This is a genomic window from Cupriavidus sp. LA-1, from assembly GCF_055385985.1.
In genome coordinates this window covers 1,570,432-1,586,534 of the sequence record NZ_AP031387.1, presented here as the reverse complement: position 1 = coordinate 1,586,534, position 16,103 = coordinate 1,570,432, and the positions used below count along the sequence as shown (strand labels likewise).

The window sequence follows — 16,103 nt, the reverse complement described above, 5'->3', positions numbered from 1 at the left end:
GGCGACGGGCGCAACCGCTGCGCGTCAGTCGATATGGTAGTTCGGCGCTTCCTTGGTGATCTGCACGTCGTGCACGTGCGATTCGCGCATGCCGGCTGCCGTGATCTGGACGAACTGGGCGCTCTCGTGCCAGTCGGCAATCGACTTGCTGCCGCAATAGCCCATCGAGGCACGCACGCCGCCGGTCAGCTGGTGGATGATCGCCATCACCGAGCCCTTGTACGGCACGCGCCCTTCAATCCCTTCGGGAACCAGCTTGTCGACGTTGGCGGTGTTGTCTTCCTGGAAGTAGCGGTCTGCCGCGCCATCCTTCATCGCACCCACCGAACCCATGCCGCGGTAGCTCTTGAACGAACGGCCCTGGAACAGGAACGTTTCGCCCGGCGCTTCCTCGGTGCCCGAGAACATGCCGCCCATCATCACGGTGTGAGCCCCGGCCGCCAGGGCCTTGGCCACATCGCCGGAGTAGCGCACGCCGCCGTCCGCGATCAGCGGCACGCCGGTGCCCTTGAGCGCTTCGGCCACATTGGAAACCGCCGTGATCTGGGGCACGCCCACGCCGGCAACGATACGCGTGGTGCAGATCGAGCCCGGGCCGATACCGACCTTGACGCCGTCGGCGCCATGCTCGACCAGTGCGCGCGCGGCATCGCCGGTGGCGATATTGCCGCCAACCACTTGCACCTGCGGGAAGTTCTGCTTGACCCAGCGCACGCGGTCCAGCACGCCCTGGCTGTGGCCGTGTGCAGTATCCACCACAATCACATCGACACCGGCCTTGACCAGCAGTTCCACGCGCTCGTCGTTGTCCGGGCCCACGCCGACTGCCGCGCCGACGCGCAGCTGGCCGTGGTCGTCCTTGCTGGCCAGCGGATTGTCCACTGCCTTCTGGATGTCCTTCACCGTGATCAGGCCGCGCAGCTCGAAGGCCTGGTTGACCACCAGCACGCGCTCGAGGCGGTGGCGGTTCATCAGGCGCTTGGCTTCTTCCAGCGGGGCGCCTTCGGCCACGGTCACCAGCTTTTCGCGGGGCGTCATCTTGGCGCGCACGGGGGCGTCGAGCTCTTCCTCGAAACGCAGGTCGCGGTTGGTGATGATGCCGACCACGATCTTGCCTTCCAGCACCGGGAAGCCGGAAATACCGTGTTGCTGCGACAGGGCCATCACATCGCGGATCTTCATGTCCGGCGAAATGGTGATCGGATCACGCAGCACGCCCGACTCATAGCGCTTCACGCGCGCGACTTCGCGGGCCTGGTCAGCGGGCTTCAGATTCTTGTGGACGATGCCGATACCGCCGGCCTGCGCCATGGAGATCGCCAGGCGGGCTTCCGTCACTGTATCCATCGCCGCGGATACCAGCGGGATGTTCAGTTCGATGGAGCGGGTCAGGCTGGTGCGGAGGGAGACATCCCGGGGAAGGACGGCCGAATAGGCCGGGACGAGCAGCACGTCATCGAATGTGAGTGCTTTCTGGACAAGACGCATAGCAAATCCTCTAGGCGCAAAACCGAATTATACAGGAATGCGCGCTTTGCTGATGCACCGCAACGGTCTTTCCCACTTGGCGTCTGCTATGCTCGACGTCTTTTTCCGCGGGCGAAGCAAAGCATGGGAATCGGCGTATTGTGCGGGCTGCTGGCAGGCGCCTTCTGGGGCATGGTCTTTATCGCCCCCAAGCTGCTGCCCGTGTTTTCGCCGTGGGAGCTGGCCATCGGCCGCTACCTGGCCTACGGGCTGGTCGCTATCGTGGCCGCCCTGCCGCTGATGAAGCGCATCGCCCGCAAGCTGACCCGGGCAGACTGCGTGGCGCTGCTGCGCCAGGCCTTTACCGGCAACCTGCTCTACTACGTGCTGCTGGCCTTCGGCGTGCAGCTGGCCGGGGTGGGCCCGACCTCGCTGATCATCGGCATCCTGCCGATCTCGGTCACCATCATGGGCCGGCGCGACCACGGCGCGGTGCCGCTGGCGCGCCTGGTGTGGCCGCTGCTGGTGGTGGCCGCGGGCATCGCCTGCATCAATATCGACCTGTTCGGCGGCGGCCAGAGCGCTCATGCGGCGGCAGCCGGCGCGGCGGTGCGGCCGGTCTGGCAGAAGCTTGCCGGGGTCTGCTGCGCGGCGGGCGCGCTGGTTTGCTGGACGCTCTACGCGGTGGACAACGCGCGCTACCTGCAGCGCAACCCGCACTACAGCGGCAATGAATGGTCGGCCCTGTACGGCTTGTCGACCGGCGCGGTATCGGCGGTACTGGCCGGGCTCGGCTGGCTGCTGGCGGGCGACACCCTGACCGCGGCCGACAGCGGCCGCGACTGGCAGTGGTTCTGGATGGTCAATGCCGCGGTGGCGCTGGGCGCGTCGCTGATCGGCAACAACCTGTGGAATATCGCCAGCCGGCGCCTGCCGCTGACGCTGTCGGGCCAGATGATCGTGTTCGAGACACTGTTCGCGCTGGCGTATGGCTTTGTCTTCGACCACCGCTGGCCCCGGCCACTGGAAATCGCCGCCATTGTGTTGCTGATGGTCGGCGTGGCCTGGTCCGTGCGCTTGCACGCCACCGACAAGTCTGCGTAGACTAGCGAACGATGGCGCGGGGGTCACACGCGCCACGAAAAACAGCATCACCCAGGGTCAAACCGGCGCCACGCACCTGATACCAGGCGGGCGCCCAGCCATCGCCGCGGCTGTCCTGCCGTGGCATTGCCATGCGCGCAGCCGGCGGCCCAGCACGATTCCAGCCGCATCAGTAACGTCTGAGTCACTTTGAGACGCCTCGCCATGAAACGATTGTCCGCGCTGTGCCTGCTAGCCGCCGCCACCGTCGCGGTTCCCATCCACGCCCTTGCCTACTGGCAATGGCGCGACGCCAACGGCCGCATGGTTTACAGCGACTTGCCGCCGTCGGCGGAGGCCGCCAGTGCGCTGCGCGCCCCGGGCCGCTCCGCCGGCGAGTTCCAGCCGGTGCAAGCCGCCAGCGCCCCGACGGCAGCCCCTGCCGCCCCGGCTCCGGCAAAAGCCCTGGCAAAGCCCGCCGCGGCTCCGCCACCGACGGCCGAGGAAGCCTTCCGCAAGCGCCGCGAGGCCAGCCTGAAAGCCGCCGCCGAGGAAGCCCGCAAAGAAAGCGAGGCAGCCGAGCGCGAGGCCCGCTGCGCGCAGATGCGCAATTACGCCTATGGCCTGCAGCAAGGCATGCGCGCGGCTGTCGCTGGCCCGGACGGTTCGCTGCAGCGCCTGACCAGCGAACAGCGCGAGGCCGAGCTCCTCAAGACCAACGCCAGTCTCGAGCAGAACTGCAACTGAAGCCAAAGAAAAACGGGGTGCATGCACCCCGTTTTTCCTGACCGGCAATCCTGGCTCACGTGCTGCCGCGCAACCATTTCTGGCCTTCGCGGGTGCCGCCCGCGCGCTGCTTCTGCACCCGCCTGCGGCGCGCCTGCTTGGGATCGGCCGTCAGCGGCCGGTAAACCTCGACGCGATCACCGTCACGCACCACCGTCTCCGGCGTCTTGAGCTTGCCGAAGATGCCAACCCGCATGGTGGACGGGTCCACCTCCGGACAGGCCTGCTGCAGCCCGGAACCGACGATGGCCGCGGCGATCGTGGTTCCCGCCGGCACGTCGATCTCTTTCAGGAAGACGGTATCCGGCCGCGCATAGCAGACCGCGACATGCACCGTCCCCGCGCCGGCTTCAGTTGGTGCCATACACCACCTCGGCCCGCTTGACGAAGGCATCGACGAAGGTATTGGCGATCATGCTGAAGACCGGGCCGATGAGCTTTTCCAGCAGCAGGCTGGAAAACTCATAGTGCAGATGGAATTCGATCTTGCAGGCGTCTTCGCGCAGCGGTGTGAAGCGCCACGCGCCGTTGAAGGTCTTGAACGGCCCGTCGGCAAAGGTCATGTCGATGCGCGTGGGGCGTTCCTGCGTATTGCGCGTGTGGAAGAACTGCTGGATACCTTTGAAGTGGATATGGATCTTGGCGTCGAGCATGGTATCGGTCTGCTCGAACACCTCCACGCCGCCGCACCATGGAAGGAACTTGGGGTAGTCCTCCACGCGCGTGACCAGGTCGTACATCTGCGCGGCGGAGTAGCCGAGCAGTACGGATTTATGGACGTCTGCCATGTATGGGAAAATCTGGCTTTCGGCCATGCTGCGCGCGATGCGCGGCGGGCATGCGCCGGTGCCGGGGCTGGTTTGCTAGAATCCCGATTTTAGCCGACACGCGCGCCCCGCGGCATTCCGCCATGTGGCGCTGCAGCGAATCGGCCGAATTCCACCCTACCGCACCCCACCCGCACGCATGACCATTGCAGATAACAAAAAGGCCTTCTTCGACTACTTCATCGAGGAACGCTATGAGGCCGGGATCGTGCTGGAAGGCTGGGAGGTCAAGGCGATCCGCGCCGGGCGGGTCCAGATCAAGGAAGGCTACGTGGTGGTGCGCGACGCCGAGATGTTCCTGATCGGCGCCCATATCAGCCCGCTGCAAAGCGCCTCCACCCACGTCACGCCCGACCCGGTGCGCACCCGCAAGCTGCTGCTCAAGGCCGACGAGATCAAGAAGCTGATCGGCAAGGTCGAGCAGCGCGGCTATACGCTGGTCCCGCTGAACCTGCACTACACGCGCGGCCGCGTCAAATGCGAGATCGGCCTGGCCAAGGGCAAGAAGCAGTTCGACAAGCGCGAGACCGAGAAGCAGCGCGACTGGCAGCGCGAGAAGGCCCGCATCATGAAGGGCGACGCCAAGGACTGAGCCCCGGCGCCGCGCTGGCCGCGGTGTGCCCTCAATCCATTCAGGCAGCCTTCTGCTGCCCCTTCACGATCTGCAGGGCGGACGCGATCATGCTGCTCATCTCGCCCATATTGCCCGGCACGATCAGCGTATTGCCCTGCTTGGCCAGGTTGCCGAAGGCGGCCACGTATTCCTCGGCCACCTTCAGGTTGACCGCATCCATGCCGCCTTCGGTGCGGATCGCGTTGCCGATCTTCTGGATGGCCTGGGCATTGGCCTCGGCCACTGCGAGGATCGCGGCCGCCTCGCCCTGCGCCTTGTTGATCGCGGCCTGCCGCTCGCCCTCCGACTTCTGGATCGCTGCCTCGCGCGCACCCGTGGCCAGGTTGATCTGCTCCTGGCGCTTGCCCTCCGATGCCGCGATCAGCGCGCGCTTTTCGCGCTCGGCGGTGATCTGCGCCTGCATCGCATGCAGGATCTCCTTGGGCGGGGTCAGGTCCTTGATCTCGTAGCGCAGCACCTTGACGCCCCAGTTGGAGGCCGCTTCATCCAGGGCGTTGACCACGCTGTGGTTGATGAACTCGCGCTCCTCGAAGGTCTTGTCCAGCTCCAGTTTGCCGATCACCGAGCGCAGCGTGGTCTGCGACAGCTGCGTGATGGCGACCACGAAATTGCTGGAGCCATACGATGCCTTCATCGGGTCCGTGACCTGGAAATACAGCACGCCATCGACCTGCAGCTGCGTGTTGTCCTTGGTGATGCAGACCTGGCTGGGCACATCCAGCGGGATTTCCTTGAGCACGTGCTTGTAGGCGACGCGGTCCACGAACGGCACCACGATCGACAGCCCCGGCGTCAGCGTGGCGTGGTAGCGGCCCAGGCGCTCAAGCACCCAGGCATGCTGCTGCGGCACGATCTTGATGCCCTTGGCAATCAGCACGATAACGGCGATGAGGATGATCAGCGGCAGCAAACCAAGCTGAGATGCGAGCATGTAACGACCCTCCAGACAGAACACAGCAGGACGGAGCCGCCAGGCGGCGGCAGGCGAATCGCAGCGCGGCAATTGCCGCGCTGCGCAACAAGAACCGGATTCAGCGGGGAGATACCACCAGCGTGCTGCCGCGCACCGCAACGATGCGGTAACGACCCGGCGCGGCGGCGCAATCGGGCGCCAGCTCGACGTTCCAGTCCGCGCCGCGGTATGGCACGCGGGCGCACCGGTTGACATCCCAGGCCGGCACGTCGAGCTCCTGGCCGATATCGATATTGACGTCGGGATCAGAGGCGGCAGTGCTGCGCCGCAGCTTGCCGAAGCGCGTGCGGCGCAGCCCGGCGATCAGCACCGCCGCGACCAGGGCCGCGACCAGCGTCTGCGCGCCCGGCGACAGGCCCAGGAGTGCCCCCACCCCGCCGGCGGCCAGCCCCACCGCCACCATCAGCAGATAAAACGTGCCGGTGTTCAGTTCGACGATCACCAGCGCGACCGCTGCCACGAACCAGATGTAGTACGCCATCCAAGCTCCCGTTCGTCCAGAGACATCCCGAAATGCAAAAACCCCGCAGCGCCTTGTAGCGTCTGCGGGGCAGTAGCAACACCTGACGCAGGGCCGGTGCCTGCCGGCTGCCAGAAGGCGCCGGCAATATCGTTATTGTGACGTCAAATGCTTCAGGAAGCCAGCTTTTGCCAGGTCTCGACCACCGAGTCAGGGTTCAGCGAGATCGACTTGATGCCTTCCTTGGCCAGCCACTCGGCAAAGTCCGGATGATCCGAAGGACCCTGGCCGCAGATGCCGACGTACTTGTCCAGGCGGATTGCCGTGGAGATCGCACGCTGCAGCATGAACTTCACCGCCGGATCGCGCTCGTCGAAGTCCTTGGCCAGCAGCTCCATGCCCGAGTCGCGGTCCAGGCCCAGCGTCAGCTGGGTCAGGTCGTTCGAGCCGATCGAGAAACCGTCGAAGTACTGCAGGAACTCTTCAGCCAGGATCGCGTTGGACGGCACTTCGCACATCATGATGATGCGCAGGCCGTTCTCGCCGCGCTTCAGGCCGTGCTTGGCCAGCAGCTCGATGACCTTGGCAGCCTGGCCGAGCGTACGCACGAACGGCACCATGATCTCGACGTTGGTCAGGCCCATTTCGTCGCGCACGCGCTTCATGGCCTTGCATTCCATCTCGAACGCTTCGGCGAAGTCGTCGGCGATGTAGCGCGAGGCGCCGCGGAAGCCCAGCATCGGGTTTTCTTCGTCCGGCTCGTAGCGCGAGCCGCCGATCAGCTTCTTGTACTCGTTGGACTTGAAGTCCGACAGGCGCACGATCACGGGCTTCGGGTAGAAGGCCGCGCCGATGGTGGCGATGCCCTCGGCCAGCTTGTCGACGTAGAACGCACGCGGGCTGGCATGGCCACGGGCCACGCTTTCCACGGCCTTCTTCAGGTCGGCATCGACTTGCGGGTAGTCGAGGATGGCCTTCGGGTGGACGCCGATGTTGTTGTTGATGATGAATTCCAGGCGGGCCAGGCCGACGCCGCAGTTCGGGATCTGCGCGAAGTCGAACGCCAGCTGCGGGTTGCCCACGTTCATCATCAGCTTGACGTCGATTTCCGGCATGTCGCCACGCTGGACTTCGGTCACTTCGGTTTCCAGCAGGCCGTCATAGATGCGGCCTTCGTCGCCTTCGGCGCACGACACCGTCACCAGGGTGCCGTCCTTGAGCATGTCGGTGGCGTCGCCGCAGCCGACCACGGCCGGCACGCCCAGTTCACGCGCGATGATGGCCGCGTGGCAGGTACGGCCGCCACGGTTGGTAACGATGGCCGAGGCACGCTTCATCACCGGCTCCCAGTTCGGGTCGGTCATGTCGGCCACCAGCACGTCGCCGGGCTGCACCCGCTCCATTTCGGACGGGTCGTTGATCACGCGCACCGGGCCGGTACCGATCTTCTGGCCGATGGCGCGGCCGCTGGTCAGCACGGGGGCGGTGCCCTTGAGCTTGAAGCGCAGTTCGGCCTTGCCGGCGGACTGGCTCTTCACCGTTTCCGGGCGGGCCTGCAGGATGTAGATCTTGCCGTCCTTGCCGTCCTTGCCCCACTCGATGTCCATCGGGCGGCCATAGTGCTTCTCGATGATCATCGCGTACTTGGCCAGCTCGGTCACGTCGGCGTCGGTGATCGAGTAGCGGTTGCGCAGTTCGCCCGGCACGTCGACGGTCTTCACGCGGCCGGCTTCGCCCGGCTTGGTGAATTCCATCTTGATCAGCTTGGAGCCGATCGAGCGGCGGATGATCGGGTACTGGCCGGCTTGCAGCGTCGGCTTGAAGACGTAGAACTCGTCCGGGTTGACCGCGCCCTGCACCACCGTTTCGCCCAGGCCGTAGCTGGAGGTGATGAAGACCACGTCGGGGAAGCCGGATTCGGTGTCGATGGTGAACATCACGCCCGAAGCGGCCAGGTCCGAACGGACCATGCGCTGGATACCGGCCGACAGCGCCACCACGTCGTGGGCGAAGCCCTTGTGCACGCGGTAGGAAATGGCGCGGTCGTTGTACAGCGAGGCGAACACGTGCTTGATCTTGTCGAGCACGTCGTCGATGCCGCTGACGTTCAGGTAGGACTCCTGCTGGCCGGCGAACGAGGCGTCGGGCAGGTCTTCGGCGGTCGCCGACGAACGCACCGCGAACGAGGCTTCGGCGCCTTCGCGCTCGGCCACGCGGGCGTACGATTCACGGATTTCCTGTTCCAGGCGCGGCTGGAACGGTGCGCTGGCGACCCAGCCGCGGATCTCGGCACCGGCCTCGGCCAGGGCCTTGACGTCGTCGACGTTCAGGGTCTTCAGGCGCTGGGAGATGCGCTCGGTCAGTTTGTTGTGGGCAAGGAAGTCGCGGAAGGCGAGCGCGGTGGTGGCAAAGCCGCCGGGAACCCGGACGCCGGCTTCCGCCAGCTGGGAGATCATCTCGCCCAGCGACGAATTCTTGCCGCCGACGATTTCCACGTCAGCCATGCGCAACTGCTCGAACGGCAGCACATAGGCGCCGTTATCTGCCTGGTTAGTCATGAGAGCCTCAAAACAAAGTAGAAAACTTGTCGCGCGTGACCGGTATGTTCTTGGTGTTCTGTTCCCGGACTGATCGCTTGGCTAAGCAACCCCGAACTGGCGCTGCGGACCTGGCGCTACGGCTCTCATCGCGTAGCGCGCATTGTCGACAATTCCGGGCCCGGATTGTTGCACCGGCGGGCACCCAGCGGAATTGCTTAGCGAAAAGATCGCCGCTATTCTACCGTGCTGCGCCGCACTTTTCTGCGGAAGATTGAATCTATTTATTAAATGCGCCATTCCCATGTGCGCCACCCCCATGTCCCTGCCAGAAGCGCCCGGAACGGCGACACCCGGGCCTCAGCCTGGAACGCAGCCTGAATCCCCCTCCGCTGCCGCACCCCATGCCAACGAGCGTCCCGCGATCCGCACCGTGTTCATCGTCTCGGATGGCACCGGCATCACGGCGGAGACCTTCAGCCACTCCATCCTGGCCCAGTTCGAGATGCGCTTCCGCAAGGTGCGCATGCCTTTCGTCGATACCCCGGAAAAGGCACATATCGCCGTCGGCAAGATCAACGAAGCGTTCCACAACGAAGGCGTGCCGCCCATCGTCTTCACCACCCTGGTCAACCAGGAAGCGAACAAGGCACTGCGCCGCGCCAAGGCGATGATCCTGGACATGTTCCAGACCTTCATCGAACCGCTCGAGAAAGAACTGGGCCTGAAGTCCACCCATGCCATCGGCCGTTTCCACCAGAATGCGGACACCGAGGCCTACAAGAACCGGATCGAGGCGATCAACTTCTCGCTGGCCCATGATGACGGCCAGTCACACAAGAACCTGGAAGAAGCGGATGTGATCCTGGTGGGCGTGTCGCGCAGCGGCAAGACCCCGACCAGCCTCTACCTGGCCATGCAATACGGGCTGAAGGCAGCCAATTACCCGCTGATTCCCGACGATTTCGAGCGCGGCAAGCTGCCGTCGGCGCTGTATGCGTTCAAGTCAAAGATCTTCGGGCTGTCGATCGATCCGCACCGCCTGACCGAGATCCGCAACGAGCGCCGTCCCGGCAGCAAGTACGCTGCGCTGGAGAACTGCCGCTACGAGGTCAACGAGGCCGAGGCGATGATGCGGCGCGAAGGCATCAAGTGGCTGTCTTCGACGCACAAGTCGATCGAAGAGATCGCGACCACGATCCTGCAGGAGATCAAGGTCGATCGCGACAACAATTACTAAAAAAAAAAGCGGCCGCCGGGTAGGACCGCTCAGAAGCCGTATTAAGGACAAGCGAGGCCATTCCCGGGGAGTGGTCCCGTTTGTTTTTTCCGATGCCGGAATCAGGTGTCGTTCAGTGAGCGAGTGCGCTCTTGGTAGGAAGTTGCAACGATCGTGCCTGCCGGGCACTGGTGCAGTATTGCGCACGGCGCCGGGCTGGCGTGATGCCAACACCGCCGGGCGAGCGACGTGGTGTTGGCCGGGGCCGTTCACCCGCGCCCAAAGGGATGGCGCCGGACCAACACCGGCGCGCTGTCTCGCAGCCGGCGTCGCTTCAGCCGGCGCGCCGCTGGCGTACTGCCTCGAACAGGCAGATCGCGGTCGCCGCGGCCACATTCAGCGATTCCAGCCCACCGGGTTGCGGGATGCCGACCTTGCGCGTGACATGCGCCATCCAGCCATCGCTGACCCCTGCCCCTTCGTTTCCAACCACCCAGGCCACCGGCCCGCGCAGGTCGGTATCGAATACGGCCGCATCCGCGTGCGACGACGTCGCCAGCAGCGGCACCGCCAGACGCGGCGCCAGCGACTCCAGCGTGCAGTGCTCGACGATATTCAGGTGGAAGTTCGCGCCCATGCCGGCGCGCAGGGTCTTGACCGACCATGCAAAGGCGCACCCCGTGGCCAGGAAAGCATGCCGGATGCCCGCCGCGGCGGCGCTGCGCAGGATCGAGCCGACGTTGCCCGCGTCCTGCACACCGTCCAGGATGATGCAGTCTTCTTCAATCCGCGCCGGCAGGTGGCCGACCGGGGTCTCGATCACCAGCATCAGGTCGATGCCATTGACCACGCCGCTGATCTGCGTGAACAGCGTATCGGCCAGCACCACCACGCGCTCGGCGTCGACCTGCGCCAGCAGCGGCGCCACCTCGGCGTGGTCGTAGTGGCGCTCCGACACGATGCAGGTGACGGGCTGGCCGCGCGCGGCCACGTAGGCCTGCGCCAGGTGCACGCCGTCCAGCAGCGACTGGCCGGCCTTGCGGCGCTGGTGCGTGGAACCGGCAAGCGCCTTCAGGTGCTTGAACAGCGCGTTGTCGCGCGAGGTGACGTGCTTCACGATGCGGAGAGGGTCAGGGTACGCTTCACTGCGCGGCCGCGGCAGTGGCCGTGGTCATGGCGACAAACATGGGCCGCTGGGCCAACGCCTCGCGCACGGGCCTGAACGACCGGCGATGGTGCGGCGAGGCGCCGAACTGCGCCAGCGCTGCCAGGTGCTGCGGGGTGGGATAGCCGGCGTGCGCGTCAAAGCCGTACTGCGGGTAGGTCTCGTGCAGCACCAACAGCTCGCGGTCGCGCGCCACCTTGGCCAGGATCGATGCCGCCGAGATGGCCTTGACCAGGGCATCGCCCTTGACGATGGCTTCCACCGGAAACGGCACCTCCGGGCAACGGTTGCCGTCGACCTGCACCAGGTCCGGCACCGTGCCGCTGGCGGCGAGGCCCCGCACGGCTCGCTGCATCGCCAGCATGCTGGCGTGCAAGATGTTGATCGTATCGATTTCCTCGACCGTGGCGAAGGCAATATGCCAGCCCAGCGCGCGCTCGCGGATCTCCTCGTACAAGGCCTCGCGCTTCGCGGCGGTCAGGATCTTGGAGTCCGCCAGGCCACGGATCGGCCGGGCCGGATCCAGCACCACGGCGGCGGCATAGACCGGCCCCGCCAGCGGGCCGCGGCCCGCTTCGTCGACGCCGCACAGGCGCTGCACGGCCGATGCGGCCGGCGCCAGGTCCAGGCCCATCTGCGGCGAAGCTGCGTTGCGGCGCGCCATCAGACGGTCCCCCGGCTGTGCATCAGGTCCACCACCACATCGGCGGCCAGTTGCGCGGTATTGCACTTGAGCGTCTCGTGCATGCGGGTGAAATGCTCGTACAGGAAGGCTGTGTTGCCCTCGTCGTTGAGCTGCAGCAGCGTTTCGCGGGCCAGTGCCTCGGGCGTGGCGTCGTCCTGCAGCAGCTCGGGCACGACAAAGCGCCCTGAAAGGATATTAGGCAATCCAACGTAAGGCAGATAACCCTGACGCTTCATGATCTGCGCGGTCAGCCAGGGCACCTTGTACGAGATCACCATCGGCTTCTTGTACAGCGCCGCTTCCAGCGTGGCGGTACCGCTGGCCAGCAGCACCACGTCGGCGGCTTCCATTGCCTGGTGGGACTTGCCGTCGACGATGGTCAGGCGCAGTTCCGGATACTGCGCGTGCAGGTCTTCGACAATGGCGCGCAGCGGCGCGCTTGCCGCCGGCAGCACGAACGCCAGGTTCGGGTCCATGCGCTGCATGCGCGCCATCGCCGCAAAAAAGGTCGCGCCGAGATTGCGTACCTCGGACTGGCGGCTGCCGGGCAAAACGGCCACCACCCGATGCCCCGCGGGCAGGCCGAGCTCGGCGCGCGCACCGGCCACGTCAGGCACCATCGGGATCACGTCGGCCAGCGGATGGCCCACGTAGGTGGCCGGGATGCCGGCCTTGGCGTAGATCTCGGGCTCGAACGGGAACAGGCACAGGATGTGGTCCACCGCGCGCGCGATGGTGCGGATGCGTCCGCCGCGCCAGGCCCAGATCGACGGGCTGACAAAGTGCACCACCGGAATGCCGGCACGGCGCAGCGGCACTTCCAGGCCGAAATTGAAATCCGGGGCATCAACCCCGATAAAGCACAGCGGCGGATTGGCCAGCAGCCATTCGCGCACCGCGCGCCGCGTCGCCAGGATCTCGCGCAGCGAGCCCAGGACCTCGACATAGCCGTTGACCGACAGCGTTTCCATCGGCCAGCGCGAGGTGAAGCCCTGCGCCATCATGCGCTTGCCGCCGATGCCGGCGTATTCGACCGTATCGCCCAGGCGGGACTGCAGCCCGCCCATCATCAACGATGCCAGCAGGTCGCCCGAGGCCTCGCCGGCCACCATGGCGATGGTGCCGCGCGTGCCCGCGGCGCTACCGTTGCCCGTGGGCAAGCCACCCCGAATCGCGGCGTCCACCATGTGCGCCCGGTCTCAGCGCACGATGCCGCGCTGGGTGGCGGCAAGGAAGTCGACAAACGCCTGCAGCGGAACCGCCGTGCCGGCATCAACCTGGGCCAGCAAGGCGGCGATCTCGCTGCGCGCCTCGTCGAAGCTGAGGTCGGACTTGTACAGCAGCTTGTAGGCTTGCCGCAGCGCGGCGATCTGGCCGGCGTCGAAGCCGCGGCGGCGCAGCCCTTCGACGTTGACGCCATGCGGCGTGGCCTTGTTGCCGTTCTTGTCGCTGGCCGCGATCACGAACGGCGGCACGTCCTGCACCAGCGCCGAAGCGCCGCCCAGCATCGCATGGGCGCCGATGCGCACGAACTGGTGCACGCCGCTCATGCCGCCCAGGATGGCCCAGTCGCCCACTTCAACGTGGCCGGCGATCTGCGCGTTGCTGGAAAACACGGTGTGGTTGCCGACCATGCAGTCATGCGCGATATGCACGTAGGCCATGATCCAGTTGTCGTTGCCGATGCTGGTCAGGCCACGGTCCTGCACCGTGCCGGTGTGGATCGTGGTGAATTCGCGGATGGTGTTGCGGTCGCCGATCTCGAGCCGGGTCGGCTCGTTGCGGTACTTCATGTCCTGCGGCACGCCGCCAACCGACGCATAGGGACCGATCTGGTTGCCCGCGCCGATCGTGGTATGACCCTCGACCGTCGTATGCGAGCCGATCCGGGTGCCGCTGCCGATCCGCACATTGGGGCCGACGATGGAGAACGGGCCGACGCTTACGTCGGCTGCCAGTTCTGCCTTCGGGTCGACCAGTGCGGTGGGGTGGATTTGCGTCATGCGTCCTGTCCTGTGGTGGGTCTGGTGAAGGATGGGCCAATGCGCGGGGCAAAGGTTCCCGTCCGGGCCGTCAGCCCCCGCTTGCACGGGAGCGCGGCAGTCAGCCGGCGGCGCCGCCGCCGGCCGCGGGCGGCCTCACTCGGCCTGCTTCACGGTGCACATCAGCTCCGCCTCGCAGGCGACCTTGTCGTCGACCGTGGCAAACGCCTTGAACTTCCAGATGCCGCGGATATAGCGTTCGACCGTCACGTTCATGTGCAGCTGGTCGCCCGGGTACACCACCTGCTTGAAGCGGGCGCCGTCGATGCCGACGAAGTAGTACAGCGCGCCTTCCTTGCGCTCCATGTCGGCGCCGAAGGTGAGCAGGCCGGCAGACTGCGCCAGCGCTTCCAGGATCATCACGCCAGGCATCACCGGCTGTTCCGGGAAATGGCCCTGGAAATACGGTTCGTTGATGGTGACGTTCTTCAGCGTCTTGATCCGCTTCTGCGCCTCGAACTCCAGCACGCGGTCCACCAGCAGGAACGGGTACCGGTGCGGCAACAGCTTGAGGATCTTGCGGATATCGATTTCGGCCGCGCTCATGATGATTTCTCTTTAGTCTTGTGAGGTTTGGGACCCGGCGGCCTGGCCGCGCAGGCGGCGCTCCAGCGCCACCACCCGTTCGCGCAGCTTGCTCAGGCCGCGCACGATGGCTGCATTGCGTTCCCACTCGCCATGCGGCAGGAACGGAAAGACGCTGGTGAAATGCCCCCCGGGCTTGGTAATGGATTTGGTGATCGAGGTGCCGCCCGACACCGTGGTGCGGTCGGCAATGTTCAGGTGGCCGGCGAAATTTGCCGCACCGCCGATCACGCAGAAGCGCCCGATGCGCGTGCTGCCCGATACCGCCGCACAGCCTGCAATCACCGTATGGGCCCCGACCCGCACGTTGTGCGCGATCTGGACCTGGTTGTCGATCTTGCAGCCGTCCTCGATCACGGTGTCGGCCATGGCGCCGCGGTCGATCGCGGTATTCGCGCCGACCTCCACGTCATTGCCCAGCACCGCGCGTCCCGTCTGCGGGATCTTTACGTATTCCACGCCGGTCGCGCTGATGTCCGGCGCAAAGCCGAAACCATCGGCACCGATCACCACGCCGCTGTGCAGGATGGCGCGGGCGCCGACCACGCAGTGGTGGTAGACCGAAACGTTGGCATAGAGCAGCGAATCGTCACCGATCTCTGCGTGTGCGCCGACATAGCCGTTGGCCAGGATGCGCACGCGCTCGCCCAGGCGCGCACCGGCTTCAATGACCACGTTGGGGCCGATGTAGCACGACGCCGGCACCACCGCGCCAGGCGCCACGGTGGCGCGCGCATCGATGCCGGTGCGGGTATCGGTGTTGGCCGCGCGGTCGAAACGCTGCGCCACGCGGGCAAAGCAAACATAGGGATTGCGCGCCACCAGCCAGTTGCGGCCATCGGCCCTGCCCTCGGCGCGCACGCGCTCGAGGTCGGCGGCCGAGACGATCACGGCACCGGCCCTGGAATCCAGCGCCTGCTGCAGGTAGAGCGGATTGGACAGGAACGAGAGCTCGCCCGGTCCGGCCTGGTCCAGGGGGGCCAGGCCCGAGATCGCCAGGTCGGGGTCACCCACAACCTGCGCGCCGTTCTCGGTGGCGAGCTGACCCAGTGTGGGTGTCTGCATGGCGGTACTTCCTGATGAAAAAACGGGAACGAAGAAACGGCGGCGGCTTACTTGCTGCCGGCGTTCAGCGCCTTCATCACGTCGTCGGTGATATCGATGCGCGGATTCACGTACACCGCTTCCTGCACGATCAGGTCGTACTTGCGCTGCTCGGCCAGCTGGCGGATCACGCGGTTGGCGCGCTCCAGCACCTGGGCCAGTTCCTCATTGCGGCGCTGGTTCAGGTCCTCGCGGAACTCACGCTGCTTGCGCTGGAACTCGCGGTCCTGGTCAGCCACTTCGCGCTGGCGGCGCTGGCGGTCGGAGTCGGCCAGCACGGCCGTGTCCTTGTCCAGCTTGTCGGCCATGGCCTTGATCTTCTGGGCCAAGTCCTGCAGCTCGCGGTCGCGCTTGGAGAATTCCTGCTCCAGCTTGACCTGGGCCGCCTTGGCCGGCTGCGAATCGCGCAGGATGCGCTCGGAGTTCACGGCGGCAATGCGCGCCTCCTGGGCCGAAGCCGGCACCGCGGCGCAGATGGCAGCGGTAGCGAGCGCGGCGGCGCCCAGGGATTTGACCAGTTTGAATTTTGTAGTCAT

The 16,103-nt window shown here is 65.9% G+C and carries 17 protein-coding genes; 4 read left to right on the top strand and 13 right to left on the bottom strand.

Annotation, left to right across the window (positions count from 1 at the left end):
* Nucleotides 1-24 precede the first annotated feature (24 nt).
* Nucleotides 25-1,488: an IMP dehydrogenase gene (guaB, locus tag ACZ5MJ_RS07540; protein WP_464223204.1), complete on the bottom strand. Its 1,464-nt coding sequence runs from the start codon at nucleotides 1,486-1,488 to the stop codon at nucleotides 25-27.
* Between the two features lie 123 nt (nucleotides 1,489-1,611).
* Between guaB and ACZ5MJ_RS07535 the strand changes: the two genes are divergently transcribed.
* Together ACZ5MJ_RS07535 and ACZ5MJ_RS07530 are read left to right on the top strand one after the other, a co-directional pair.
* Entirely contained in the window at nucleotides 1,612-2,571 is a 960-nt protein-coding gene (locus tag ACZ5MJ_RS07535; RefSeq protein WP_464223203.1) for a DMT family transporter, read from the top strand.
* Between the two features lie 204 nt (nucleotides 2,572-2,775).
* A complete protein-coding gene (locus ACZ5MJ_RS07530) occupies nucleotides 2,776-3,297 on the top strand; it encodes a DUF4124 domain-containing protein (protein ID WP_464223202.1) in 522 nt (173 codons plus the stop codon).
* 55 nt (nucleotides 3,298-3,352) lie between these two features.
* Here ACZ5MJ_RS07530 and ACZ5MJ_RS07525 read toward each other — a convergent pair whose 3' ends face one another.
* Both ACZ5MJ_RS07525 and ACZ5MJ_RS07520 read right to left on the bottom strand, forming a co-directional pair.
* Nucleotides 3,353-3,700, bottom strand: coding sequence for an RnfH family protein (locus tag ACZ5MJ_RS07525; protein WP_464223201.1), 348 nt, complete (start codon nucleotides 3,698-3,700; stop codon nucleotides 3,353-3,355).
* Nucleotides 3,687-4,124: a type II toxin-antitoxin system RatA family toxin gene (locus ACZ5MJ_RS07520; protein ID WP_464223200.1), complete on the bottom strand. Its 438-nt coding sequence runs from the start codon at nucleotides 4,122-4,124 to the stop codon at nucleotides 3,687-3,689. The genes ACZ5MJ_RS07525 and ACZ5MJ_RS07520 overlap by 14 nt, the downstream gene beginning before the upstream one ends.
* A gap of 178 nt (nucleotides 4,125-4,302) precedes the next feature.
* On the opposite strand from ACZ5MJ_RS07520, the gene smpB reads away from it, so the two are divergent.
* Nucleotides 4,303-4,755: an SsrA-binding protein SmpB gene (smpB, locus tag ACZ5MJ_RS07515; RefSeq protein ID WP_306849364.1), complete on the top strand. Its 453-nt coding sequence runs from the start codon at nucleotides 4,303-4,305 to the stop codon at nucleotides 4,753-4,755.
* 40 nt (nucleotides 4,756-4,795) lie between these two features.
* On the opposite strand, the gene ACZ5MJ_RS07510 is transcribed toward smpB, so the two are convergent.
* The 3 genes from ACZ5MJ_RS07510 to ppsA form a co-directional block, all read right to left on the bottom strand.
* On the bottom strand, nucleotides 4,796-5,728 hold the full coding sequence (locus ACZ5MJ_RS07510; protein ID WP_464223199.1) for an SPFH domain-containing protein: 933 nt from the start codon (nucleotides 5,726-5,728) through the stop codon (nucleotides 4,796-4,798).
* Nucleotides 5,729-5,828: 100 nt separating this feature from the next.
* On the bottom strand, nucleotides 5,829-6,251 hold the full coding sequence (locus ACZ5MJ_RS07505) for an NfeD family protein (RefSeq protein WP_464223198.1): 423 nt from the start codon (nucleotides 6,249-6,251) through the stop codon (nucleotides 5,829-5,831).
* A gap of 152 nt (nucleotides 6,252-6,403) precedes the next feature.
* Nucleotides 6,404-8,788 (bottom strand): phosphoenolpyruvate synthase, encoded by a 2,385-nt coding sequence (gene ppsA / locus ACZ5MJ_RS07500; protein ID WP_464223197.1) that lies wholly within the window; start codon nucleotides 8,786-8,788, stop codon nucleotides 6,404-6,406.
* A gap of 412 nt (nucleotides 8,789-9,200) precedes the next feature.
* Here ppsA and ppsR point away from each other — a divergent pair, with 412 nt between their 5' ends.
* Nucleotides 9,201-10,007: a posphoenolpyruvate synthetase regulatory kinase/phosphorylase PpsR gene (gene ppsR / locus ACZ5MJ_RS07495; protein ID WP_464223196.1), complete on the top strand. Its 807-nt coding sequence runs from the start codon at nucleotides 9,201-9,203 to the stop codon at nucleotides 10,005-10,007.
* Between the two features lie 313 nt (nucleotides 10,008-10,320).
* Here ppsR and ACZ5MJ_RS07490 read toward each other — a convergent pair whose 3' ends face one another.
* The 7 genes from ACZ5MJ_RS07490 to ACZ5MJ_RS07460 all read right to left on the bottom strand — a co-directional run bounded on the left by ACZ5MJ_RS07490 (nucleotide 10,321) and on the right by ACZ5MJ_RS07460 (nucleotide 16,103).
* Nucleotides 10,321-11,103: a TrmH family RNA methyltransferase gene (locus tag ACZ5MJ_RS07490; RefSeq protein ID WP_432260111.1), complete on the bottom strand. Its 783-nt coding sequence runs from the start codon at nucleotides 11,101-11,103 to the stop codon at nucleotides 10,321-10,323.
* Between the two features lie 25 nt (nucleotides 11,104-11,128).
* Nucleotides 11,129-11,815 carry a ribonuclease HII gene (rnhB, locus tag ACZ5MJ_RS07485; protein WP_464223195.1) on the bottom strand — a complete coding sequence of 229 codons (687 nt, stop codon included), beginning with the start codon at nucleotides 11,813-11,815 and terminating at the stop codon, nucleotides 11,129-11,131.
* The gene (gene lpxB / locus ACZ5MJ_RS07480; protein ID WP_464223194.1) at nucleotides 11,815-13,023 is read right to left on the bottom strand and encodes a lipid-A-disaccharide synthase; all 1,209 of its coding nucleotides are present in this window, start codon (nucleotides 13,021-13,023) and stop codon (nucleotides 11,815-11,817) included. Before lpxB ends, rnhB begins: the two co-directional genes overlap by 1 nt.
* Nucleotides 13,024-13,035: 12 nt before the next feature.
* Nucleotides 13,036-13,839, bottom strand: a complete 804-nt coding sequence (lpxA, locus tag ACZ5MJ_RS07475) for an acyl-ACP--UDP-N-acetylglucosamine O-acyltransferase (RefSeq protein WP_464223193.1) — start codon at nucleotides 13,837-13,839, stop codon at nucleotides 13,036-13,038.
* Nucleotides 13,840-13,974: 135 nt separating this feature from the next.
* Nucleotides 13,975-14,424, bottom strand: a complete 450-nt coding sequence (gene fabZ / locus ACZ5MJ_RS07470) for a 3-hydroxyacyl-ACP dehydratase FabZ (RefSeq protein WP_010809590.1) — start codon at nucleotides 14,422-14,424, stop codon at nucleotides 13,975-13,977.
* Between the two features lie 12 nt (nucleotides 14,425-14,436).
* Nucleotides 14,437-15,528, bottom strand: a complete 1,092-nt coding sequence (gene lpxD, locus ACZ5MJ_RS07465) for a UDP-3-O-(3-hydroxymyristoyl)glucosamine N-acyltransferase (RefSeq protein WP_464223192.1) — start codon at nucleotides 15,526-15,528, stop codon at nucleotides 14,437-14,439.
* A gap of 47 nt (nucleotides 15,529-15,575) precedes the next feature.
* The gene (locus tag ACZ5MJ_RS07460; protein WP_464223191.1) at nucleotides 15,576-16,103 is read right to left on the bottom strand and encodes an OmpH/Skp family outer membrane protein; all 528 of its coding nucleotides are present in this window, start codon (nucleotides 16,101-16,103) and stop codon (nucleotides 15,576-15,578) included.